The 22,493-nt window shown below is 47.5% G+C and carries 20 protein-coding genes and 1 riboswitch; of the genes, 10 read left to right on the forward strand and 10 right to left on the reverse strand.

Translation table 11 applies throughout. The annotated features are described in order from the left end of the window. Positions 1 to 56 precede the first annotated feature (56 nt). A complete protein-coding gene (locus DY78_RS15855; RefSeq protein ID WP_169817101.1) occupies positions 57 to 224 on the reverse strand; it encodes a DUF3781 domain-containing protein in 168 nt (55 codons plus the stop codon). Between the two features lie 154 nt (positions 225 to 378). Between DY78_RS15855 and DY78_RS13425 the strand changes: the two genes are divergently transcribed. After that, entirely contained in the window at positions 379 to 1,287 is a 909-nt protein-coding gene (locus DY78_RS13425) for a hypothetical protein (protein ID WP_024625654.1), read from the forward strand. 17 nt (positions 1,288 to 1,304) lie between these two features. On the opposite strand, the gene DY78_RS13430 is transcribed toward DY78_RS13425, so the two are convergent. From DY78_RS13430 to DY78_RS13455, 6 genes are all read right to left on the reverse strand, one after another. After that, a complete protein-coding gene (locus DY78_RS13430) occupies positions 1,305 to 3,350 on the reverse strand; it encodes a beta-galactosidase (protein WP_024625653.1) in 2,046 nt (681 codons plus the stop codon). An 11-nt stretch (positions 3,351 to 3,361) separates the two neighbouring features. Next, on the reverse strand, positions 3,362 to 5,596 hold the full coding sequence (locus DY78_RS13435) for an alpha-galactosidase (protein WP_024625652.1): 2,235 nt from the start codon (positions 5,594 to 5,596) through the stop codon (positions 3,362 to 3,364). A gap of 96 nt (positions 5,597 to 5,692) precedes the next feature. After that, positions 5,693 to 6,145, reverse strand: coding sequence for a DUF3284 domain-containing protein (locus DY78_RS13440; protein WP_024625651.1), 453 nt, complete (start codon positions 6,143 to 6,145; stop codon positions 5,693 to 5,695). A gap of 53 nt (positions 6,146 to 6,198) precedes the next feature. Then, positions 6,199 to 7,500, reverse strand: a complete 1,302-nt coding sequence (locus DY78_RS13445) for a PTS sugar transporter subunit IIC (protein ID WP_024625650.1) — start codon at positions 7,498 to 7,500, stop codon at positions 6,199 to 6,201. Positions 7,501 to 7,595: 95 nt separating this feature from the next. After that, positions 7,596 to 8,627, reverse strand: coding sequence for a LacI family DNA-binding transcriptional regulator (locus tag DY78_RS13450; RefSeq protein ID WP_024625649.1), 1,032 nt, complete (start codon positions 8,625 to 8,627; stop codon positions 7,596 to 7,598). 134 nt (positions 8,628 to 8,761) lie between these two features. Then, positions 8,762 to 9,130, reverse strand: coding sequence for a DUF1304 domain-containing protein (locus DY78_RS13455; RefSeq protein ID WP_024625648.1), 369 nt, complete (start codon positions 9,128 to 9,130; stop codon positions 8,762 to 8,764). 156 nt (positions 9,131 to 9,286) lie between these two features. Further along, a riboswitch (FMN riboswitch) is annotated at positions 9,287 to 9,422 on the forward strand. A gap of 150 nt (positions 9,423 to 9,572) precedes the next feature. On the opposite strand from DY78_RS13455, the gene ribD reads away from it, so the two are divergent. From ribD to ribH, 4 genes are read left to right on the forward strand one after another with little or no spacing between them, the layout of a single operon-like run. After that, the gene (gene ribD / locus DY78_RS13460) at positions 9,573 to 10,643 is read left to right on the forward strand and encodes a bifunctional diaminohydroxyphosphoribosylaminopyrimidine deaminase/5-amino-6-(5-phosphoribosylamino)uracil reductase RibD (RefSeq protein ID WP_024625647.1); all 1,071 of its coding nucleotides are present in this window, start codon (positions 9,573 to 9,575) and stop codon (positions 10,641 to 10,643) included. Next, entirely contained in the window at positions 10,643 to 11,248 is a 606-nt protein-coding gene (locus DY78_RS13465) for a riboflavin synthase (protein WP_024625646.1), read from the forward strand. The genes ribD and DY78_RS13465 overlap by 1 nt, the downstream gene beginning before the upstream one ends. Then, complete coding sequence (gene ribA, locus DY78_RS13470) at positions 11,248 to 12,453, forward strand: GTP cyclohydrolase II (RefSeq protein WP_024625645.1); 1,206 nt, start codon at positions 11,248 to 11,250, stop codon at positions 12,451 to 12,453. Before DY78_RS13465 ends, ribA begins: the two co-directional genes overlap by 1 nt. 17 nt (positions 12,454 to 12,470) lie before the next feature. Next, positions 12,471 to 12,941 carry a 6,7-dimethyl-8-ribityllumazine synthase gene (gene ribH, locus DY78_RS13475; protein WP_024625644.1) on the forward strand — a complete coding sequence of 157 codons (471 nt, stop codon included), beginning with the start codon at positions 12,471 to 12,473 and terminating at the stop codon, positions 12,939 to 12,941. An 89-nt stretch (positions 12,942 to 13,030) separates the two neighbouring features. On the opposite strand, the gene DY78_RS13480 is transcribed toward ribH, so the two are convergent. Further along, positions 13,031 to 14,536, reverse strand: a complete 1,506-nt coding sequence (locus DY78_RS13480; protein ID WP_024625643.1) for a multicopper oxidase family protein — start codon at positions 14,534 to 14,536, stop codon at positions 13,031 to 13,033. 802 nt (positions 14,537 to 15,338) lie between these two features. Then, positions 15,339 to 15,893 carry a matrixin family metalloprotease gene (locus DY78_RS13485; protein WP_024625642.1) on the reverse strand — a complete coding sequence of 185 codons (555 nt, stop codon included), beginning with the start codon at positions 15,891 to 15,893 and terminating at the stop codon, positions 15,339 to 15,341. A gap of 561 nt (positions 15,894 to 16,454) precedes the next feature. Between DY78_RS13485 and rpiA the strand changes: the two genes are divergently transcribed. The 3 genes from rpiA (at position 16,455) to DY78_RS13505 (ending at position 18,932) form a co-directional block, all read left to right on the forward strand. Continuing rightward, positions 16,455 to 17,129, forward strand: a complete 675-nt coding sequence (gene rpiA / locus DY78_RS13490; protein ID WP_024625641.1) for a ribose 5-phosphate isomerase A — start codon at positions 16,455 to 16,457, stop codon at positions 17,127 to 17,129. Positions 17,130 to 17,545: 416 nt separating this feature from the next. After that, entirely contained in the window at positions 17,546 to 18,697 is a 1,152-nt protein-coding gene (locus tag DY78_RS13500) for an MFS transporter (protein WP_024625640.1), read from the forward strand. Positions 18,698 to 18,740: 43 nt separating this feature from the next. Beyond that, entirely contained in the window at positions 18,741 to 18,932 is a 192-nt protein-coding gene (locus DY78_RS13505) for a hypothetical protein (RefSeq protein WP_024625639.1), read from the forward strand. Positions 18,933 to 19,132: 200 nt separating this feature from the next. On the opposite strand, the gene DY78_RS13510 is transcribed toward DY78_RS13505, so the two are convergent. Next, positions 19,133 to 20,449, reverse strand: coding sequence for an ammonium transporter (locus DY78_RS13510; protein WP_024625638.1), 1,317 nt, complete (start codon positions 20,447 to 20,449; stop codon positions 19,133 to 19,135). Positions 20,450 to 20,817: 368 nt separating this feature from the next. Here DY78_RS13510 and DY78_RS13515 point away from each other — a divergent pair, with 368 nt between their 5' ends. Continuing rightward, positions 20,818 to 21,780, forward strand: coding sequence for an L-lactate dehydrogenase (locus tag DY78_RS13515; protein ID WP_024625637.1), 963 nt, complete (start codon positions 20,818 to 20,820; stop codon positions 21,778 to 21,780). A 105-nt stretch (positions 21,781 to 21,885) separates the two neighbouring features. Further along, complete coding sequence (locus DY78_RS13520) at positions 21,886 to 22,152, forward strand: hypothetical protein (RefSeq protein ID WP_024625636.1); 267 nt, start codon at positions 21,886 to 21,888, stop codon at positions 22,150 to 22,152. The last annotated feature ends 341 nt before the right edge of the window (positions 22,153 to 22,493 follow it).

Consider the following 22,493-nt stretch of genomic DNA (forward strand, 5'->3'; position numbering starts at 1 on the left):
GGTTATGCTGAACAATTTGTCCAAAAATTCGGATTAAATTTGCAATCTACCTTTTATTAACCACGTTTCACTAATTGCGAAGATGAATCGTTAAGAATCTGTTGCACCATTGCTTTAACTTCAGTGGTTGTCAAAGTTGTCGCTAACTTTTTATTCACCCGCGCAAAAACTAACTCAGTGTAACAGACCCGCGCCGCAATCACTGCCAATGACGCCTGGTCCATTATCATTCTCCCCCAATCAACTGCATGCACCAATTTATGACAATATTTTCAACGCTAGGCTAAAATTCCTCATTAAGACAACCGGTGTGTTACGATGTATATCGTTTTGGAATTTTATTCTATCGTTTTATTATATAAAGGAGCGTTTCTTAGCATGCATTTATCCCGACAAACTCGGCGTGACTATCTAATTGGATTTGCGTTTGTTTTATTGATGGTCGCAAGCGCTACTTGGCTGAATGATTATGAAATTATATTACCAGAAATCGGGGCACTGACCGCGGGGCTGTGGATCTACCACGATCAAAACTGGCTGGCCCACCCGCTTAAAATATTTCTCGCCCCCTCTGGCACCGCCGTCCTTGGCTTTATCGTTAATCAATTCAATTGGGCTTACCCGGTCAAAGTCCTCGTGACCGTGGCCTTGATGCTCGGGTTACTTAAAGGTCTGCGCTCAACCTTAGCGCCCGCCTTTGCAACGGGGCTCCTGCCGATTATCGTGGACGCCACCCACTGGTCATTTATTGTCGCTATCTTCATCTTTACGTTCTTATTGATGGCCGTCGTCTTAGGGCGCCAACTCCATGTCGATTTACCTGAGACGCGCCCGTTATTCACCCATACGTGGTTAATTTTTAGTCTCGCCGTCGCCGGCTGGTCGTTACTCGTCTGGGCACTCGGCAAGCCAGAAATGGCAGCAATTCCGCCGGTATTAGTTGTCTTTTTTGAAGTATTGCAACAACCAAAGTACGGCAAAAACATGGCCATCAAACACGTTTTAGCTTTGAGTGGCGCGGCCACGATTGGCGTTGGCATTCATATCTGGTTTGCTTCATGGTTATTGACCACCTTGATTGCCTTACCACTCGTCTTCGTTTGGCTCCAAATCTTACATGTCAAATTACCAGCGGCGTATGCCTTTCCATTGTTGGCGCTGGTTTTACCAACCACGATGTTTGCCAAGCTTCCCCTGACTGCTTTACTGGCGGCCATCTTTTTCTTAGGGATTGCTTACAGCTATCATTACTTTAAACCAACTCAAAAAAGCGTTGACCAATTATAAGGTCAACGCTTTTTTAGTTATGCTTGTAAGACGGCCGTGCCAAACTTCGGCAACGTAATCGTCCGGCCAACCGCTTCGTCAGTCAATAAGTTCCGACTCGGTCGCTGGAGTTCAACCGTTTGGGGCGTCGTCGAAAAATTCATCAAGAAATGGTACGCCTGCCCATTTTTGTAGCGGGTCTGGCAAGAGACCACTTCAGATGGCGTCGTTACAAAATCATTGGCCAATTTTAATTTTGCAATGATGGGCGCATAGAACTCCGTTAAGAACTCGGTATCCAGTCGCGCTCCCAAATAATAGGCGTACCCAGCACCGGTAGCTTGCACCGTCACAGCCGGGGTCCCTTGATAAAAGTTATCTTGGTACGTGCCTAAAACAGTCGCAGTAGTTGCGGTAATCACTTCATCGTAATCATGGGTCGCATACGTCTGCTGGTCGTATTGCACGTGGTAGTGCTCGTGCGGCAGCAACGTATCCAGTTCGCGGGTTTCAATCCCGAAGAGTTCGCGTAACGGGGCTGGCAAACCGCCGAGATTAACGCGGTCGTATTCATCGACCATCCCGGTAAAGTAACTGGACACTAACGTCCCGCCTTGTGCCACGTACGCTTGTAACTTCGTCATCGTGGCTGGTCGCATCAAATATAACATCGGCGCGATAACTAAATCATAGCGCGTCAAGTCCGCCGTGCTAGGCACAATGTCACAAGCAATATCTTGTTGCCAAAAGATGGCATAGTGCTTCTGTAGCGTTTTTAACCCCAAGCGCGTTGGCCGACCGAAGCCGCCGCCACGATTCAAGGCCCAGTTACTATCCCAGTCGAACACAATAGCGACGCGGACTTTTTTCGTGGCTCCTTTAATGGCCGCTAATTTTTCCAATTGGCCGCCATATTGGGCGACTTCTTGAAATACGCGATTATCCGCCGAACCATCATGACCAATCACGGCACCATGATACTTTTCCGAGTTCCCCCAAGCTTGGCGAATCTGAAAATACAGCGTACTGTCGGAACCGTGCGCGATTTGTTGTAAGCTACTCAGTAAGTGCATGCCAGGTTGTTTGGGCTTATTGTATTGGGCCCAGTTCACAAAACTCGGGGTCGATTCCATCACTAAGAATGGTTGTTGCTTCAAACTCCAATATTGGTCATGGATATAAGCCGTCTGCATCGCGGTCTCAGCAATACTTTCATGTTCATTATGCCAAGCCGGGTAACTGTCCCAGCTCACGACATCGACATGCCGCGCAAACTTGGCGTAATCCAACCCAATCAGCGGGGTGAACCCTTCTTGTGGTGAGGCTTCCGCCATAAAATTCGTCGTGCACGGCAACTCGGGCGTCACCGCTTTCACGGCGGCGACTTCCGCACCATAAAAATCAATCGTCATGTCGGTCACAAACCGTTTCCAATCGAGATCCATTCCATGGACTTTCGTTTCACCAAGCGGAGACGGCGGCAAGACTTGTGACCAATCACTATACAAGCCACTCCACACACTTAAACACCACGCATCGTTCAACGCAGCGAGCGTCTGATACTTCCGTTGCAGCCATGACCGCCAATTAGCTTGGCATAGGTCACAATAACAGGCTCCCGAAAATTCATTGGAAATATGCCACATGATTAACGCCGGATTATTGCCATAGCGTTTGGCTAAGGCCGTATCGATTTGACGGACTTTTTCGCGATACACTGGCGACGAATAACAGTGATTATGCCGAAAGCCGTGCGTATGGCGCTGGCCGTGGTCATCGACGCGGTTGACTTCGGGATACGTTTGACTCAGCCAGTGCGGCCGCGCTCCACTCGGTGTCGCTAAAATCACGTGGCCGTGGCGTTCATTCATCTTTTCAAAAACGTAGTCCAACCACGCAAAGTTATAGCTCCCTTCGGTCGGTTCTAGCAACGCCCACGAAAACACGCCGACTGTGACGGTATTAATATGGGCTTGGTCCATTAGCGCATAATCTTGCGCTAAAATTTCTGGATGTTTGAGCCACTGGTCGGGATTGTAGTCGCCACCATGTAAAAAGCCAGTACTATTAATCAAATCAGCCATGCTTTGCCTCCTTAATCGACCGCGACCAGATGGAACAAGTGCGCTTGAAAATCACCGCGTAATTGCGCGGTATCGGCGTTGGCCCCATTGAATTGGTACGGTTCGCGTAAGCCCAAGTGTTGCAAAACAGCGCCACTGACAATTTCCGAGTCATCAATTTGATACTGTTTATGCGGGTCCACTTGCGGCAACCGGACATAATTTAAGACACCCGTATTCGGTTGGGCTAGCTTACGGTAAAAGCCGACAAAAAGTTCCTTTTGCGTGGCATCACTGACACTCCACGCGACTTCATTTTCTTGCGGGTCAATCGTCTTTAATTGCCGGAATTGGCCGGTCGTTAATAACGTCCGGTGTTGCTTATAAAAAGCAATGTTGGCCTGCATCGCCGCTAATTCTTCCGCCGGCAACTGTGTGATATCCAATTCATAACCGAGCGGGCCAAAGTCGGCGACACTGTGCCGCATCGTTAACGGCGTGTTGCGCCCCACTTGGTCGTTTGGTACCGCTGAAACGTGGTTACTAAATGCTGATAACGGATAGGCTAACGCCGAACCCGTTAAAATCGACAAGCGTTCGACCGCGTCACTGTCATCACTGGGCCACATTTGGGGGCTATAAAAGAGCATCCCCAAGTCATAACGCCCGCCACCGCCGGCACAACCTTCAATGAGCAAGTCTGGAAAATCACTCAAAATCAAGTCATATAAGTGATAGACGCCTAACATGTACCGATGGAAGAACTCGGTTTGTGGCCGCCCGTGCGCCACCAAATATGGCGAATACGCTTCGGTAATATTGCGGTTCATGTCCCATTTCATATAATCAAGCTTCGCGGCCGCAATCACTGGTTTCATCTGGGCATAGATGGCGTCAACCACGGCTGGATTAGCAAAGTCGAGGACGTACTGCCCCCGCCCAATGGCCGTGCGTTCGTAAGGATGGCGGACGACCCAGTCGGGATGGTCTTGATAAATCGGCGCATCTGGTGACACCATTTCTGGTTCAAACCACAAGCCCATTTGTAAACCTAAGTCGTGGATTTTTTGCGCAAAAGCCCCCATCCCATTCGGGAACTTGCGGCGATCTACGCGCCAATCGCCCAAGGACGTCCGGTCATCATCACGATGGCCAAACCAGCCGTCATCGACGACAAAGCATTCCACGCCGAGTTGTTGGCCCTGTTGCGCTAGTGCTAATAACTTATCTTCATCAAAATTAAAATACGTGGCTTCCCAGTTATTGAGCACAATCGGCCGTGGGCGTTGGGCCCATTGCCGGTCGGCGATATGGTGTTGGGCCAAGCCATGCGTCGTTGCCATCAAGCCGTTCACGCCGGCATTGCTATAATAGAGCACCGCTTCAGGCGTGGTGAAGCTTTCATTAGCCGCGAGTTGCCAACCGAAGTAGTTGGGGTTCAACCCGGTCATTAACCGTGTTTTATGCCATTCATTGACTTCCACCCGGCTCACAAAGTTGCCGGAATAAATCAAGTTGCTGGCATACACTTCCCCGTAGTCTAAGTCTTGGCTGCGCATCAACGCGACGAACGGATTTTGTTGATGACTGGATGCGCCTTTTAGCGATTCCACGGTAACGGTCCCTTGCGTCAAGTTGTGATAAGTCACGTGCCGTTCTTTCAACCACGCCCCCGATAAACTGACCATCTGAAAGTCATCATCCGGTAATTCCAAGGCCGCACTCATCATGTTTTGCACGGTTATGGCTTGTGGGCCTAAGTTCGTGACCGTATTTTGGCGGGCAATCGCACCGTATCCGTTAAAAATCGTGAAGTTTTCCGTCAATTGGACTTGATGGGCTGTGTCGGTCAACGTGACGATCAACGTTTGGGCTTCTTGATTACCGACCGCATACGTGGCGGGATGCGCCAAATCACGCGGCTTGGTGTCCCGCACTGTATAGTCGGTCACTTGAAAATCCAAATACCACGGCGTCTGGTCACAACTAATATCTATCGCACCTTGCCGAAAATCTGAGCTGCCGTAAACTGGATAAGCTTGCGCCCGGTCAGACAAGTTAAAGTTGCCCGTTTTAGTCGAATATTTGACCGTCCCCGCTGACTTGCTCGCTTGCGTTTGTAAATAAGTGACATCGGCATCCGTCAGATTCCCCAAGGTCGCACCGTAGTATAGCTGACCTAGTTGGCCATTGGGCATGACTGCCAGCACGTAGCTGACTTGCGCATTGTGTAAGTGAAAGACTTGGTCATCGAGACAGTCAATCATTGTTGTTGTTTTTAAATCAAGCATGAAATGATTCTCCTCCGCTTTAAGCCAACAAAGAACTCATAACCTAAGTCATGAGTTCTTTCAGCTTCAAAATTAGGCCACCGTGGTTTGGGCTAAGTCGTCCAAATATTGCATTCGTTTGCGCATTCCTCGATTGTAAAAGAACTTGTAGAGGAGCCCGAACAACATAAAGTTCGTTTGACTACGCGTATTGTCAAAGACATTTTGTTCGGAATAGGCCAAGATGTCTTCCCCGCGCCGATTTTTGGTGAACTCAAACGTCTGAATGATTTTGCCGGCCGGCTGTTGGGTTTCTAATTGAAACGCCTCATTTTCGACGATTTTCGTGACTTCCATATAATCTTGCGTCGGTAATTTATTCATTTTTGTTTGTAAATGGGCTTTGATTTTAGTTCCCGGACTTAACGCTTTAATGGCGGGATCCGTCCGTTGGAAATACTTCAATTGTTCCGCGACTAAGACCCGATAGATGGCCTCTTTCGTCGCATGGAAACGATATTTATAACATAAGGTATCTGTTCGCATTCAACTCACCTGCCTATTTATTAACTCCGTAAACATCATCAAAATTCATTTTTTTATTCGGTTAAATCATCTGGTGTCGGTTCCAATTCTTCATGTAGCCATTCTTTATCCATGGCTTTCAAGAATGGAATCCAGATTAAGGTCATAACGACCACGTCGACTAATTGTAAAATCCCCCCGGTAATGGAACCAGTCCCAAGCCAACCCGCTAAGAAGACGGGCGTCGTCCAAACAACGGTCGCTCCGATTGGCCGTGGTACTAAGCCCATCGCGATAACGACGTATGACAACGTGGTGGAAACTAATGGTGCTAAGACCCATGGAATAAAGAGAACCGGGTTTAACACGATTGGTAACCCATAAGTCATTGGTTCAGAAACGTTAAAGATGGCAGGGGCAAAGACCATCTTCATCGTCTTCTTCATCCGTACTGATTTGGCGAGGAAGAAGGCAAAGACAATCGCACAGCCTAGTTGCATCCCTTGGTTAACGAACACGCCCATGAAAGTGGTGTTGATGATATGTGGTAAATGAGTCGCGCCAGCTTTGTAAGCTTCGTAGTTTTGAATGGCTAAGGCGCCCATGATTGGGTCGATGATCGAGTTAACTAACAAGGTCCCATGAATCCCGAACCACCAGAAGATTTGCGTTAAAGCAACGGCGATTAAGACGGCTGGCAAGGTGCTCCCTAAGCCCATCAATGGTTGTTGTAAAATTTCGTAAACAAAGTCGACCGCGTTGCCCCACTTCGTAAAGGTAAAACCGTAACGAATAATGTTGAATAATAGCAATGGTGCAGCCCCGGGAATGATGGCAACGAATGATTCAGCAATCATTGGTGGCACCGAACTTGGCATTTTAATCGTGATGTTAGCAGCACTGATCTTGCAATAAATTTCAGTTGAAATTATCGCAACAATAATCCCGACGAACATCCCTTGCGCCCCGAGTTTAGAAATCGGAATGAAGGCTCCAGCTTTGGCGTCGTTGCCGACTGGTAATAACATAATGAAACTAGATAACGCGATGGCGCCGGCGAAAATCTTTTGTTGGCCGTAGTGCCCCGCTAATTGGTATGCAATCCCAAAAACAATAAAAATAGCAGTAATCGACATCGTGGCATTGCTGACCGGTCCAAAGAAATCCGTTAAAAAGGTGTTAAACGCCTTTGGTACCATCTTGTCGAAGCCAAACGTCGTTGGTAAATTTTGTAAAATGACCATAATCGACCCAAACATCGTTGCCGGAAAGGCGACCATAAAGCCATCCCGTAAACTCAAAAGGTAGCGATTATTCCCAATAACTTGTGAAGCCGAGGCAATTTTATCTTGAAAGCCCGATCCTAGTTTTTTCACTGTCATAATCCCCTATCATTTTTACTCGTAAACGCTTACAAGATTATCTTATTTGTTTAGTAAACGTTTACACAAGTAAAAATAAAAAAAAACTTTTAGTTAAGTTTTTTCACGGATTCTCGCAGCATTAATTTACTTCGGCAACTGACGTTCAAAACGAGCTTGTGGGGTTCAATCATCCGGTCACGGGCCAGCTTGACCGCGGTCCGGCCCATCTCTTGGGCTTCCATGCGGACACTCGACAAAGCGGGGACTAAATATTGGTTCATCTCCACATCATCAAAACTCACGACTGAAATATCGTCCGGAATCTTCAAACCGGCGTTACTGATTGCTTTGTAAACACCCATCGCCATGGGATCACTGGCCACGACAATCGCCGTCGGATGATGCGGTTCAGCGAGTAATTCCGTCGTTAATTGCATACCGGCTTCCGGTGACCACTTGCCGATACGACAACGCGTTAAGCCATCTAAATCATGTAGTTTCATCCAAATACGGTAACTGTTGGCGCGAATCTCGCGGTCATTACGTACCGCGCTACCATCGGGTTTGACGACACTATTGGGCCCGCCAATAAAGGCAATATTGCGATGCCCATACCGATACAACAAGTTCATGATTTCTTGCGTTTTTTCGGCAAAGTCGGTCTTAATCATGTCGACATCCGGATGGTGACCATAACTATCTACCAAGATGACGTTTTGATTGTAGCTCTGCACTTTGGCGACGCCCGCTTCGGTCATCTCACCGACCATAATGACGGCCCCGAATTGGCGTAACTGCTCCCAATCCTTATCCGTATCGCGCATGCCAAACGGATTAATGACGCGAATCCGCCAGCGCGCTGCTTCTTGTTCAATCCCTTGATGAATCTCGCGGAAATACGGATCTTGCAATTCCGTTGCTTGCGTATGCCGCAAAATCAGCCCGATGCTCAAGCTATTATGAGCATACCGCGGCCCTTTTTTACTGGCTTCTTTGGAATAGTGCATCCGATTGGCAATGTCGATGACCCGTTGGCGCGTATTGTCGTTAATACTAAAGTTGGGGTCGTTATTTAAGATGCGCGAGACGCTCGCCGGTGAGACCGACGCCATCCGGGCAATATCACGAATACTAACCATGGTGTTTACCTCCTGTTTTGTTTACTGTTTACATTTTACAGCGTTTACTCCTAAAAAAATAGTGTTTTTGGAAGCGCTTTTCATTTTATCCCAACAAAAAAGACACCCGCTTGGATGCCTTGTCAGTCCTAGCTTTACGCCAAGTAGACCAATATAAACGCGATTAATGCGGGTAGCCCTTGGACCACGATAATCTGTTTGCTAGCAGTGGCACTACCGTAAACGGCGGCTACTAAAATGCAGGCTAAGAAGAACATCGTTACGCCACCCGCAGCAGCTGCTGGGACGACCCAGATGGCAAAGATTAACCCCACCGCTAGAAAACCATTATACAAGCCTTGATTTTTAAATAACGTCTGAACTTCCGGCATTTGTAATAATTTCCGCGGGACGCCAAATGCTTGCGCCGCCATATCACTATCGGCGTTAAACATTTCCAACCATAAAATAAAGAAATGTTCCAAGGCCACCAAGATGACCATAATATTTGCTGCAATTTGCATGTTGCTCGCTCCCCTTTTTACCCTCAACTATTTATATCAAGTATAACGAAACAGTATAAAAGTTAACAGAATTTCCAATTATGAATTAGTCAAATTCAAAATAATGTTTGACAAACTAAATTGATTATCGCTAAACTAGTCCTCGAAAACTAAATACGATTTCTTCGGGGCAGGGTGTAATTCCCGACCGACGGTAACAATGCCTAGCATTGAAGTCCGTGACCCGCGTGCGTGCGGCTGATCCAGTGAGAGTCTGGAACCGACTGTAAAGTCAGGATGGGAGAAGAAAGTAAATTGCTTTTTTTCGAGCAGTGGTCACTAATTTTTTAATCAGCGATGATTCTTTTTAGTGTACCTAACTGGCGAAATCTATTTAGCAACTCATCAAACACCCGTTAATCTTCAAGATGACGGGTGTTTTTTTATGGAGGTGCCAATTATTTTGTTAGCAAGTGATTATATGTCATTAGCCGTGGCAGCTGCCAAACGTGGCGGCCCAGCAACTTATACCAACCCGCAAGTTGGTGCGGTTATCGTCAAAGACGGCCAAGTTTTAGCGACGGGCTATCACCATTACTTCGGCGGTGCGCATGCCGAAGTGGATGCCATGCAACAATTAACCGCCGCACAACTCCGTGGCGCGACCTTATACGTGACTTTAGAACCATGTAGCCACTTCGGTAAAACGCCACCGTGTTGTCGGCGCATCGCCGCCGCGGGTTTACAAAAAGTCGTTATTGGTCAATTAGACCCGCATCCGCTAGTGACCGGCCACGGTCGCGACTACTTACAAAGCCATGGGATTACCGTTGAAACGGGCTGTTTAGCAGCGACCGTGGCAACGTTGAATCGCCACTATGACTGGTTTTATCTCCATCAACGCCCGTGGATTACTTTAAAATATGCCATGACTTTAGATGGCAAACTCACGGCTCAGCGTGGTCAGCGGAGTCTCATTTCCAATCATGCCAGCTACATCGACAGCCAACACGTCCGCCAACACTTTCAGGCGATTTTGATTGGTGAGCAGACCTTGACCATTGACGATCCACAATTGACGGTACGGTTAACGACACTGGCGCATCCACCGGTCCGCCTAGTTTTGCTGAACAATAGTACTGCGGCCGTAAACACTAAGCTAACGCAACCTTCAACGGTCCCGACTTATTTACTTTGTCGGCAAGCCGCAGCCAGTGATGCGCAATTATCGGCTCAGCCGAACGTGCACGTCTGCATCGCCGACTGGACGCCAGCTAAGGTCAGCGCATGGTGCGCACGAAACGGCTGGCAATCCCTACTCGTTGAAGGTGGTAGCCACTTGCAGGCTGACTTTGTGGCTGCCGAGCTGGTTGATGAATTAATCATCTACTTGGCGCCAACGGTATTCGGCGGACAAGGCTTACCCACGGTTACTGGGGTAGCCGCAGCAAGTCCGTTGACCTTTACGACGCCGCAAGTGACCGTTTTTGGTGATAACTTAAAACTCTGTCTACAACGAAAAGAGGCGCAATAATGTTTACCGGTATTATTCAAAATCAAGGTACGCTTAACCACTTACAACATGTCGGCCGGGCGCTTAACTTAACCATTACTGCGGCCCCGATTATTACGACCGCTTTAAAGCTGGGCGACAGCGTGGCCGTCAACGGCGCTTGTCTAACGGTAGTGGCACTGGCAACCCCCGCCTTCACGGTCAATGTCATGCCCGAAAGTGTGACGCGCACCAATCTTGGTCAACTGCGGCCTGGCCAAAGCGTTAATTTGGAACGGGCCTTGGCTGCTAATGGCCGGTTAGATGGCCATTTTGTCTTAGGCCATGTCGATTACCAAGGGACGTTACTGCGCCAACGCCACGACCAAACGGCCATCAAACTCTTTTTCAGTTTGCCAGCTGCCTATCAATCACAACTCGTTGAAAAAGGGTCCGTAGCGGTCAACGGCGTGAGCTTGACGGTCGTCACCGTTCAAGCCACAAGTTTCGAAATTGATTTGATTCCACATTCGCAACAGACGACTAACTTAACCCAACTAAAAATTGGTGACGCCGTTAATATTGAAACGGATATTTTAGGCAAATATATGACTAAACAATCGCAATTATCAGGAGGTTTTTCCTAATGACTACTTTAACCAAAGTTTCAACCGCCCTCGCGGCTTTAAAAGCTGGCGGCCTCATTATCGTGGCGGATGATGAAAGTCGCGAAGCGGAAGGTGACTTAGTTGGTCTGGCCAGTGAAGTCACTCCCGCCACCGTCAATCGCATGATTACTAGCGCCCGCGGCCTGCTCTGCGTCCCGCTGGCTCCCAGCGTGGCCGACCGGTTGCACTTAACCCCAATGACGACTAGTCACGATGCTTTTGGGACGGCCTTTACGGTTTCAACTGACCATCAAAGTACCACTACCGGGATTTCCGCCCCGGACCGTGCTAAAACGATTCGGGCCTTAGCTGATGATAAAAGTCAGCCGGGTGACTTTTATCATCCCGGACATATTTTTCCATTGATTGCCCGGTCCGGGGGCGTTTTTACCCGCCGCGGACATACCGAAGCCGCCGTCGACTTGGCGCGCCTGGCCGGCAGTAGCCCCGTCGCTTACATTTGTGAAATCATTAAGAAAAACGGCACGATGGCACGACGCCGCGACTTGAAGGCCTTAGCGGAAGGCTTGGAGATTCCGATGATTACTGTCACTGATATCGTTAACTACCGATTACAAGTCGACCGGCCAACCTTAACCACGACCCCCACCGTTGACTTGCCGACCAGTCACGGCCATTTTCAACTCACGGGCATGCAACTGCCGGGGGATGACCAACTCCCATTGGCCTTGCAAATTGGCGACATTTCAACTGATGAACCGGTTTTAGTGCGCTTGCATTCTGAATGTCTAACTGGTGACGTCTTCGGGTCGCAACGGTGTGATTGCGGTCAACAATTACAAGCCGCTTTAGATCAGCTGAACCAAGTCGGGCGCGGCGTCTTATTATATTTGCGCCAAGAGGGCCGTGGCATTGGCTTGGCTAACAAATTACGCGCCTATCAGCTCCAAGAACAAGGTTACGATACGTATGACGCAAACGTTAAATTGGGCTTTCAACCCGACGCGCGCCGTTACGACCAAGCTGTCTTAATGTTACGCCAATTAGGCCTGACCAAAATTCGACTCATGACCAATAATCCTGACAAGGTCGCCCAATTAACCGCGGCCGGCATGGAAGTGGTTGAACGGGTGCCCTTAGAAGTACCAGCAACCGCCAGTGACCAGCGTTATTTGCAAACCAAACGCGACAAATTTCATCATCACATCACCCAATCAATTTAAATTTCGGAGGGATTCATATGACAACCTTTAGTGGTAACTATCAAGCAACGGACGGCAAAATCGGCATCGTCGTGGCGCGTTTTAACAATTTCGTCACCGAACGTTTACTCGCCGGGGCCCAAGATAGCTTAGAACGCCATGGCCTAACCAGCAATCAAATCGATATTGCGTGGGTCCCGGGAGCTTTTGAGATTCCCTTAGCATTGCAAAATTTAGCCCAAACTAAGCAGTACGCCGGCTTAATTGCCTTAGGCGCGGTCATTCGCGGCGAGACTTCCCACTACGACTACGTTTGCAATGAAGTGGCCAAAGGCGTCGCCCAAGTTGGCTTGCAACAAAACTTACCAACGATGTTTGGCGTCTTAACGACGGATACGGTCGAACAAGCCGTTAACCGGGCCGGCGTTAAAGGTGGCAACAAGGGCGCGGACTGCGCCGAAAGCGTCCTAGAAATGATCGACTTGCAACATCAAATCAACCTTAACTAATTGGCCAAAAAACACGAAAAGACTGGATGACGAAAACATTAAATTTTCATCATCCAGTCTTTTAATTTTTTAACTTCAATAACGCTTAACTACATCCCAGGCATCCAAACATCTTCAGGTTTAACGCCTTGTTCTTCCGCGAAAGCTTTCGTTAACGTATCCATATCCATTAAATGATACGTCTTAGGATGGTCCGGATCATAGGATTCGATTTGGGCCATCATACCACCATCTTCGTGTTCGATAATGTGGCAATGGTACATGTAAACCCCAGTTAATTTGAATTGGACTTTAATCCGCACGGTTTCACCAGGGTTGACCCCGACCGTATCTTTCAAGCCATGTTCGTTAGGGTAAACGGGACCATCATTGCGGGCCAAAACTTGGAATTGTGTGCCGTGAACGTGGAATGGATGGACCATCCCATTTTTAGTACTATTCGTGTTGCGAATTTCCCAAATGGCCACATCATTAACCTTTTGCCGGGCATCGATGCGTTGCATGTCGAACTTCTTGCCATCCATGGCAACTTCTTCGTCCATCCCATCCATTGTGATCTTCCGGACCGGCAAACCAGGGGTCGGTGTCGGGTCTTCGATATCAACTAAATGGTCAGGTAATTGGGTATCATCGGGTTCAAAAGCTTTGATGCGGAAGTGGCATAATGGCGTATCATCGGTCATTAACGTCACTTCATCACCGGGTTGGTACTTGCCGAAATCAACGACTAATTCGTCACGTTCCGCACAAGTCAACATGACTTTATCCATGTAAACGGGGGCCGGCATAATGCCGCCATCGGAACCAACTTGGGCAAAGGTCAACCCGTCATCAAAGTGTAAGCGCCATTCACGCCGGTTGGACCCGTCTAAAATCCGTAAGCGCACGCGTTGCGTGGTCACGTCAAAGTATGGATTGACGGTCCCATTAACTAAAGCAGTATGGCCTTGAACACCATCGGGATCGTAATCCGCCCGATAGTCAAATTGATTATCTTCGTGGAATTCACGGTCTTGTAACACCATTGGAATATCATCCACACCATAATTACGTGGTAATGGTAATTGGTCTTCCACGTCATCTTTGATCAAGACCATGGCAGCTAGGCCCCGCCATACTTGGAGCGCCGTCGATGGGCATGGATGGGCATGGAGCCAAATCGTTGCCGCTGGTTGGTCGACATCAAAGTCGATATGATTCGTTTTGCCAGGATAAACGGGCGCATGACAGCCGCCATCCGTAATTGGCCCCGGCACGTTTAAGCCATGCCAATGGAACGTGGTCAATTCAGGTAAGGCATTCTTCAAATCAATATGCGTATGTTTCCCATTACGAAAGACAATCGTTTTACCTAAAAACCCGGTATTGTAACCCCAAGTCTTAGTCTTCTTGCCAGGTAAAAATTGGGTTTCGCTCGCTTGGGCTTCGACGGTGTAATAATCGTCGGTCGCCGTTTGCTTATCTGGTTCCAACAACGGTGGAATTACCAGTGGTTGTGGCGCAATCTTAGGCGTCGTTAACGGAATGTAGCCCCCATCGTGTGTATTATATGCTGGTTCATCAAAAAAATAATCAGTATAGACTTTCTTTGCCATCATGACATCCCCTTAAAATTCTAAACTTCAATTTCTTGTTGACGCAAATAATAGTGTCAGCGCTTACCGACACTGTTAACTTTAGTTTAGAAGTATTTTAAACGAGTGTCAATTCTGTTTCTTGTCGATTTCGCCGAACGGGGCTTTCCATACAGTGGTGAATCTACCGCTAACGGACTTAGCATCATTAGTCATCTACAATGGCTCAACTTTGAAAAAACTTTCCAGAATCAAACCAACTTACACACCACAATCAAGTCACTGATAAAACAATTAATCAGGACTTTGGTGGTCGTTTTCTGATGGCAAGCTCTATCCAATTGTGTGTCAGTAGCAATGGAAGCCGCCGACACCTTTGGGGATTCTTTAGTAAAGTCGGTTATTAGTGGCTAGCTTTTGATTAGAGCAACCACCCTTGAGAAGGTTCAATCACAAATTCATATCCTTATTTTTGAGAAACTGAGCTGTAACTTAGCAGTTGGCTGCCCGTAATGGAATCGTCCTGAAAGTGGCGTTAACGGGCGTTGTTTGGCCGTTTACACCACGGACGTCTTTTGAGACTTGCTTTTTAGGCTCAAAAGCGAGGGCCAAGACCGCTTCTCAGGCTTGGACCGGTCCCAGGACGATGGAATTACGGTCAGCCAACTGCGGCAATTCCAAATCCACCAATCTTGGAAAAGACCCCGCTGAACACAAAAATGCCCCAATCCGAAGACTGGAGCTGTAACGGTGACAGATTGCATCAATCAGTGGGGTCAATCCATCGACCATATCAATGTGGTACCCAGTGTTTGCCAAAATTTTAAAGCCTACCAGCACGAATGCGATAACGTTGCCGGACCGCGGCGGCATCCGCATGACTAATCCCGTTGTAACGATTATTTGCTAGCATGACACTAGCATGATCACGGCTGTGGGCCAAACCAATTACATGGCCTAACTCATGTTCCGCAACGTGGACGCGATTCCAATAGGTATACCGATACGCGTTCATATTGCGATTGAGTAAGATGACCCGCGCTTTCGTGAAAATATCGTTACTACCAGCGGTCGAATACGTGATGCCCGCGAGATGATAATACTGTCCGTTCGTCGCATTACTTGTTGATAACGTGACTTGATGATGGGCGGCCGATCCCGGGACGAACTTAAATTGACCGGTTGCATTCCAAGCTCGAATGGCCGTCTGAAAAACCCGACGATAATAAGCAGAACCACTAACAACATAAGTGACCCGTGGATGCGGCCAGCGATCATAGCCAAACGGCGTTGCGGACGCCTGGGCGACCGGACTGGCACTTAAAGCAAGCATTGCTGTCAGAGTCACAAGACCTAATCGAATTTTCGCTCTCTTCATTGCCGTACCTTCTCTCGCAACCACGCGGGTACCTCATTAATACAAATCTATTTTAAAACTGGCGCGGCTACCCCCGCCATTAGCTTGCCCAGTTTGGTCATTAATAACGGAATTTATCGCTGCCCCCACGTTAGTTAATCACGCAATCTTTATGCTATGATTGGGTTGTGGATTGGGTTTGGTTGCCGCCGGAAGCTAGGGGGGATGACGCTGTGGGGCGACCCCGGTGAGCCAAAAAGCGGTCTCACCAGGCGGTTGTGGGCCCGGCAAAGTTCGCCGGTCACACAACACGGCCCAGGTTCTAAGCGGCCTGAGAAACACCCGCTAAGAACCTTTTCACAGCGCCATGCCCCCTAGCTTCCGGCTCGAACGTGTTCCACTATGATATTTAATGGTGTCAAACTAAACCATTGGCCAATACTATTACATAATTGATAGTGAATCTGTGTGATTAGCTAATAAAGTTGTTTACATAGTCATGATTTTTATTCAATTAGGATTATTACTAACTAAAACTATAATCGACCAGTATACTTTATAAAAAACTTGGAGTGACAAATAATGGGAATTAAACAAGCAATCGTCAAAACCGCCTTACCGCTAATTAAACCAGGGATGGTCGTGGGCTTTGGTGGCGGGTCAACCGTTGCCGAACTAGTTAACGAAGCCGCCAACCATGTCAATGACATTCAAGTCGTGACACCTTCACCAACCACGCACCAATTGGCCACTGTTTTAGGCTATACCGTCATTGATTCACAATATTGCGACCGCGTCGACATCGCCTTTGATGGCTGTGACCAACTCGACCACCACGGCAACGCCCTTAAGAGTGGCGGCGGCATCCATGCCAATGAAAAAATCATTGCCACGTTGGCTGATCAATACTGGTTACTAACCCAAAAAGACCGGTTAGTTGCGGACAAATTCGACACGAAAACGCCGTTAGTTCTCGAAGTTTTACCACACGCCCTAGCTTTAGTCATGCGGACGGTCGCGGCCCATGGTGGTCAACCTACCTTACGGACCGCTAATAATCGCGATGGTATGACGTTGACTGACAACGGTAACTTCTTAATTGACTGTCACTTTCCAAGTTACGACGAGTTACCGTTACTAAATCAGCAGTTTGCTACTTTAGCCGGGGTCGTGGAAACTTCGTACTTTGACCATTTAGTTACGAATGCCATTTTAGGTGATGGAGAGGCCGGTACAGTTCAACGGCTTTTTAACTAACCACCCACTGCAGATGACTGAGCCTACCTAGCCTGCGCTTAACGTTCACTAGCCAGTCGTCACGATGGTAGGCGCCGTGTCGCAATGAGCTGGTGGTGATTTTTCCGCCAGTTCATTGGGGTCGCCTTTTAAGACCGGCGATGGGTTGTGGCCGGGCTTAAAAGCGCCCTGGCGACCGCTTTTTGGCGCCAGGTCTGCCCCACGGCGCCCACCATCGTGACGACTGGCGGCATTCAAATTAACAATTGTCAATTTTGAAACGCTACGCTACAATGGAAAGAACAAATAAATAACATCGGAAGACTTTTTAGTTAGATAAGGTACGCGTGGCGTATCGGAGGGTTACGGCCAGATAAGATTGCATTCAATCTTATCTGGTCGTTTTTTGTTTTCCGTAAAAAAAAGGAGTTATCGTGATGAACACGACTTATTGGCACCGTAATTTTATTTTGATTTTAATCGGCAACGCCCTGTTATTCATGGTTTATAACATGCAAGTACCGGTCCTACCACTCTTCGGTAAAGCGCTCGGTTTTTCACCGGCGCAAATTGGGATTATCGTGGGCGCCATCATGTTTGCGGCCTTGATTACCCGCTTGCTGGTACCGTGGTTTTCCCACCGTTTCAGTAAAAAAGTGCTCTTAATCGGTGGTATTTTCTTATACTTACTTGCGGCAATTGGTTATCCCTTACTTAGCAGTTTTACGTTATTAGTGGCCTTGCGCTTGTTCAATGGTTTGGGTCACGGGTTAACTACCACTTACTTTGCCACTTCAGCGGCGGATGAATTGCCCGCTAACAAAATCGGTGAAGGGATGGGCTACTTCGGGGTCGGTACGATGGTGACCGCGTCGTTAGCGCCATTACTCGCCTTAGCCATCGTGCAACACTATTCATTCACGGCCTTCTTCATGACTTGTACTGGGATTTTATTAGCAGCGATGGTCGCAATCTTCGCGACCACGCCACGGCCGAAACCCGTTGCGGTTAAAACTAAAGCACCGATTTTTGACCGGCAATTTTTGCCACAAGCTGGGTTGGTCTTTATCTTAGGCATCTTAATGAGTGGTGTCATGACGTTTACGCCAATTTATGCGCAACGCCAACACCTTTCCGGTATCTCGTGGTTCTTTTTCGTCGCGGCCGTGGCCGGCGTCGTCATTCGCCCGAGTGTCGGCCGTAGCTTTGATCAACACGGTCCGCGCCGCGTTTTAATGATCAGTACCTTACTGTTAGCGTTAGGCATGGCGTTACTGGCCATCATTAATCACAACTGGCTATTAATCACGGCCGGCATCTTTTTTGGTATGGCCGATGGCGCGATTTATCCCACGTTACAAGCCTGGGTCTTCAAACAAACCACCATTGCTAATCGGGATACGGCGACCGGGATGTTTTTAAACGCCTATGACCTCGGCATGGGCTTAGGGGCAGTCGTCTTAGGCGGCCTTGTAGAACTCGCTGGTTATGCCGGCATGTTTTGGACGTTAGCTGGGATTGGCATCATTTATTTTGTTTTGGGGACAATTCTCAGTCAAGCACCGAAAAGCATTGATTTACCAGAGTAACCCCCTATAATTATTGGTGAAGTTAGTGATACGAGGACATTGTATGCGAAAAAAGTTACCATTACTATATTTATTACTAGGACTCACCATTTTTACCAGCTACTCATTTATCGAACTAGTGCTGCAAACCCGCGGCTGGACCCCAACCGTCATTTATCGGGCCGGACTACTCTTAGTCGCTAGTTTGTTGTTTATCGGAATTACCGTTAAAGTTTTCCGCCAATATCGACACTAAAGACATGACTCAAAAATGGACGCCTGATAAAATTTCAATTTTATCAAGCGTCCATTTAGTTTTTACTATTTTTATGGCCGAAACGTGAGACAAAAGGCAGTTTGTTCCGCTTAATCCGGAATCGGCAACCATGCCCAAAGCCCGGGCATAATTGCTGATTCCACGTTAATGCTCGCAAACTAACCGCCTTTTGCCTCACTCTACCGAAACCGCTGATGACGGTCCAGGAGCTGGGCTAATTGCCCTTGAAATTCACTGCTGTGCCGTTGAATATCCGTCAAATCATTACTCATTGAAACGGTGTAATCGGCGACTTCGCCGTGTTCACCTTGGTCCAAACCAAGTTCTTCTTCTTTGGCATCGACCCGCATCTTAATCACGCGTTTCAATAACACAATGATGACGACACATAAAACCGTCGTAAAGATAATCGTAAATGCCGTGGCTAAAAGTTGTAATCCGAATAACTTGAAGCCACCGCCGTAGAACAACCCATTTAAACTGATAGAACTGTTGACAGCTTTGGTCGCAAACAACCCCGTTAAAATACTGCCGACCATGCCAGAAACGCCATGGCAACCAAAGGCATCCAAGGCGTCATCAATCCCTAAGCGCGGTTTGAGCAAACTGATAAACGCGTAACTCGTTAAAGTTGCCACTAGACCAATCCAGAAGGCCCCCGCGGTAGTCACATAGCCACAAGCGGGCGTAATTCCAACTAAACCACACAACGTCCCGGTACAAACCCCTACCAAGGTTGGCTTGCCTTTCGTAATCATATCCATAACCATCCACGTCATCATCGAAGTGGCAGTCGCGACCGTCGTCGTCAAGAAGGCTTGGATGGCAATATCATTCATGCCCAGCGCGGAACCGGCGTTGAACCCATACCAGCCAATCCACAAGATTGCGGTGCCGAGCAGTACCCACAAAATATTGTAATGCTGAGTTTCACCTTTAGCATACGTGTGGCGTGGTCCGAGGAATGCCGATAAGACTAAGGCGGTAATCCCCGCATTGATATGCACGACCGTCCCGCCGGCAAAGTCAATCACGCCGAGTTTGGCCAAGATACCGTTATCCCAGACCATGTGCACCATCGGATAATAAATTAAGATCGACCAACAAATAATGAACGTAAATAGGAATTTAAAGCGAATCCGACCAACGACGGCCCCAACAAATAAGGCCGGCGTAATAATGGCAAACATCATTTGAAAGATTAAATATAAGCCGTTCGGAATTTTCGTTGGGGTCAACGCAGTCAAATCGACGCCATGTAACCACACCGCTTTAAGATTCCCGACCACCCCACCTAAATTACCGGAAAATGATAGTGAGTACCCGACTAAAATCCACAATAGAATCGCTAAGCCGCAAATCATAAACACGGACAACATTGTATTAACAACGTTGCGTTTGGACACCAGACCACCGTAAAAGAAAGCTAAACCCGGCGTCATGAACAATACCAATATGCTAGATAACACTAAAAATGTTGAGTTTGCAGCGTTCATACTTCCGACCCCCATCTGTACCATTTGATGTGAGAAATTATAACATTAATTATGAGAGTTGCCCACATTTTTTTAATAATTACCCCATTTTTAGTCCCAAAGACACCGTTAACATCGTTAATTTAATAACTGTTGCGGCTAATACGTTATTTTTTCTAACATCAATTTCGTTTTTAATTATCTTAAGCCGGCAACCGGCGAATTTCGACTGCCATGGGCTCGGTGCTTAAGATAATTACCAGCTCGGCGTTAAAGCGATTTCAGTAATTGACAGGCCATAACGAACGCTGTAAGCTAGCCAACATTAAATTAAAATACGATTAAATAATTAGTTTTAATATTAATAATTAAATTTGGAGGTTATGCTTATGCGAAAATATGCCATTATTGGGGTCGGTCACGTCGGCGCGACCATTGCTTATACGTTAGTTTGTAAAGGAATCGCGGACGAATTAATTTTAATCGACACTAACGCCGGCAAAGCGCGTGCCGAACAACTTGATCTCCAAGATGCCCAAGCTCGCTTGGACAGTCGGACCATTATTAAGATCAATGATTATCACGAATTGGCCGATACGGACATTTTATTCATTACTAGTGGTAATATCCATGCGCTCGATCACGCTTCTGGTAACCGCTGGGCCGAATTCGAATACACGAAACAAATCGTGCAAGATATTGCGCCGAAAGTTAAGGCGTCCGGTTTCAACGGCGTGGCCATCGACACGATGAATCCATGTGATGCCATCACCCACTATTTCCAACGAGCGACCGGTTTATCCCGCGAACAAGTCTTTGGCACTGGGACTTTTCTGGATACCGCCCGCATGCAAAAAGTCGTCGCCGAAATCTTCGACTGTGACCCGAAAAATATTAGCGGCTACGTTTACGGTGAACACGGTGAATCGCAATTCACAGCGTGGTCAACCGTCCAAGTCAACGGCATCGCCATCACGGACTTGGTGGCATCCCATCATTTAGACTTAGCTGCCTTGGAAGCCGAAGCGCGCCATGGTGGCTGGGCGGTGCATTCTGGCAAAGGTTACACGAGTTTTGCCATCGCCACGTGCGCCGTCAAACTCAGTGAAGCCGTTTTTGCCAATGCCCGTTTAGCTTGCCCCGTTTCCGCGTACAGTGAAAAGTACGGTACATATGTTGGTCAACCTGCCATCGTTGGCCACGACGGCATCGAAAGTGTCACGACGCTCAAGTTGACCGCGGCTGAAGAAGCCAAGTTCCAAAACTCAGCCAACACGATTATTGAAAAGTTCCACGCCTTCGATGACGTTTTAACGAACGATGCCCCTGACCAAACTCGCCAACAAGCGTAAAAAACGGTAACGATGCCAAAATCGCGTGGAAATGTCGTAAAATTAATGGTAAAATTTCACTTAGCAGAACGTTTAATGCGTCAACTAATTTTGGTGGGATGAATTATGAAACGACAACTGACAACACAACAACGATTAATTGCGGTAATATTGTTTACATTTGTTGGGATCGGTTGTGCGTTACTCGGTAAATGGGGTCGGTTTTTGAGCGTCGTGCTCATCGGCTTGACCTTGGCGTTACTGACCAGCGGCTGCTTGCACTTCTGCAAAGCCCGCGGTCTCAAGCAAGGGAGCGGGATGTTATTCTCGTTAATTATCGCCACCGGGTACGTACTCGTGATTTTAGGGAGCTATGGCTATTTCCATGGTTAAATTTAAGTAAAAAAAGTTGCGATTGAGTTCAAAACTCAATCGCAACTTTTTTATTTGGCCTAAACTTTTAGCCGGTAACTAGCATAACCTAATTAGACTGATTAACCGAATAATACACTACGATTTTAAACACCTATTTAGCGACATGTTCATTAAATAATGACCAATATAACAAATGACGCGACCACCAAGGCAGTCGCGTCATTTTCATAAAACAATCAATTTAGTTGGGTGTCAGCGATAATGGCAGCCACAGGCATCTTTGAAGATTCTTTCTCAAAATTGGTTATTAGGTAGATTGCAAATTTAATCCGAATTTTTGGACAAATTGTTCAGCATAA

This window comes from Lactiplantibacillus fabifermentans DSM 21115, assembly GCF_000498955.2.
Taxonomy (GTDB): domain Bacteria; phylum Bacillota; class Bacilli; order Lactobacillales; family Lactobacillaceae; genus Lactiplantibacillus; species Lactiplantibacillus fabifermentans.

What these genes read in the sequence shown, in the direction of transcription:
- DY78_RS13510 (WP_024625638.1), bottom strand. Translation starts at nt 20,449, where the DNA reads ATGAACGCTGCAAACTCAACATTTTTAGTGTTATCTAGCATATTGGTA.
- rpiA (WP_024625641.1), top strand. Translation starts at nt 16,455, where the DNA reads ATGGGAATTAAACAAGCAATCGTCAAAACCGCCTTACCGCTAATTAAA.
- DY78_RS13520 (WP_024625636.1), top strand. Translation starts at nt 21,886, where the DNA reads ATGAAACGACAACTGACAACACAACAACGATTAATTGCGGTAATATTG.
- DY78_RS13455 (WP_024625648.1), bottom strand. Translation starts at nt 9,130, where the DNA reads ATGCAAATTGCAGCAAATATTATGGTCATCTTGGTGGCCTTGGAACAT.
- DY78_RS13440 (WP_024625651.1), bottom strand. Translation starts at nt 6,145, where the DNA reads ATGCGAACAGATACCTTATGTTATAAATATCGTTTCCATGCGACGAAA.
- DY78_RS13430 (WP_024625653.1), bottom strand. Translation starts at nt 3,350, where the DNA reads ATGGCTGATTTGATTAATAGTACTGGCTTTTTACATGGTGGCGACTAC.
- DY78_RS15855 (WP_169817101.1), bottom strand. Translation starts at nt 224, where the DNA reads ATGGACCAGGCGTCATTGGCAGTGATTGCGGCGCGGGTCTGTTACACT.
- DY78_RS13500 (WP_024625640.1), top strand. Translation starts at nt 17,546, where the DNA reads ATGAACACGACTTATTGGCACCGTAATTTTATTTTGATTTTAATCGGC.
- ribH (WP_024625644.1), top strand. Translation starts at nt 12,471, where the DNA reads ATGACAACCTTTAGTGGTAACTATCAAGCAACGGACGGCAAAATCGGC.
- DY78_RS13450 (WP_024625649.1), bottom strand. Translation starts at nt 8,627, where the DNA reads ATGGTTAGTATTCGTGATATTGCCCGGATGGCGTCGGTCTCACCGGCG.
- DY78_RS13425 (WP_024625654.1), top strand. Translation starts at nt 379, where the DNA reads ATGCATTTATCCCGACAAACTCGGCGTGACTATCTAATTGGATTTGCG.
- DY78_RS13465 (WP_024625646.1), top strand. Translation starts at nt 10,643, where the DNA reads ATGTTTACCGGTATTATTCAAAATCAAGGTACGCTTAACCACTTACAA.
- DY78_RS13480 (WP_024625643.1), bottom strand. Translation starts at nt 14,536, where the DNA reads ATGGCAAAGAAAGTCTATACTGATTATTTTTTTGATGAACCAGCATAT.
- ribA (WP_024625645.1), top strand. Translation starts at nt 11,248, where the DNA reads ATGACTACTTTAACCAAAGTTTCAACCGCCCTCGCGGCTTTAAAAGCT.
- DY78_RS13505 (WP_024625639.1), top strand. Translation starts at nt 18,741, where the DNA reads ATGCGAAAAAAGTTACCATTACTATATTTATTACTAGGACTCACCATT.
- DY78_RS13485 (WP_024625642.1), bottom strand. Translation starts at nt 15,893, where the DNA reads ATGAAGAGAGCGAAAATTCGATTAGGTCTTGTGACTCTGACAGCAATG.
- DY78_RS13515 (WP_024625637.1), top strand. Translation starts at nt 20,818, where the DNA reads ATGCGAAAATATGCCATTATTGGGGTCGGTCACGTCGGCGCGACCATT.
- DY78_RS13435 (WP_024625652.1), bottom strand. Translation starts at nt 5,596, where the DNA reads ATGATTGACTGTCTCGATGACCAAGTCTTTCACTTACACAATGCGCAA.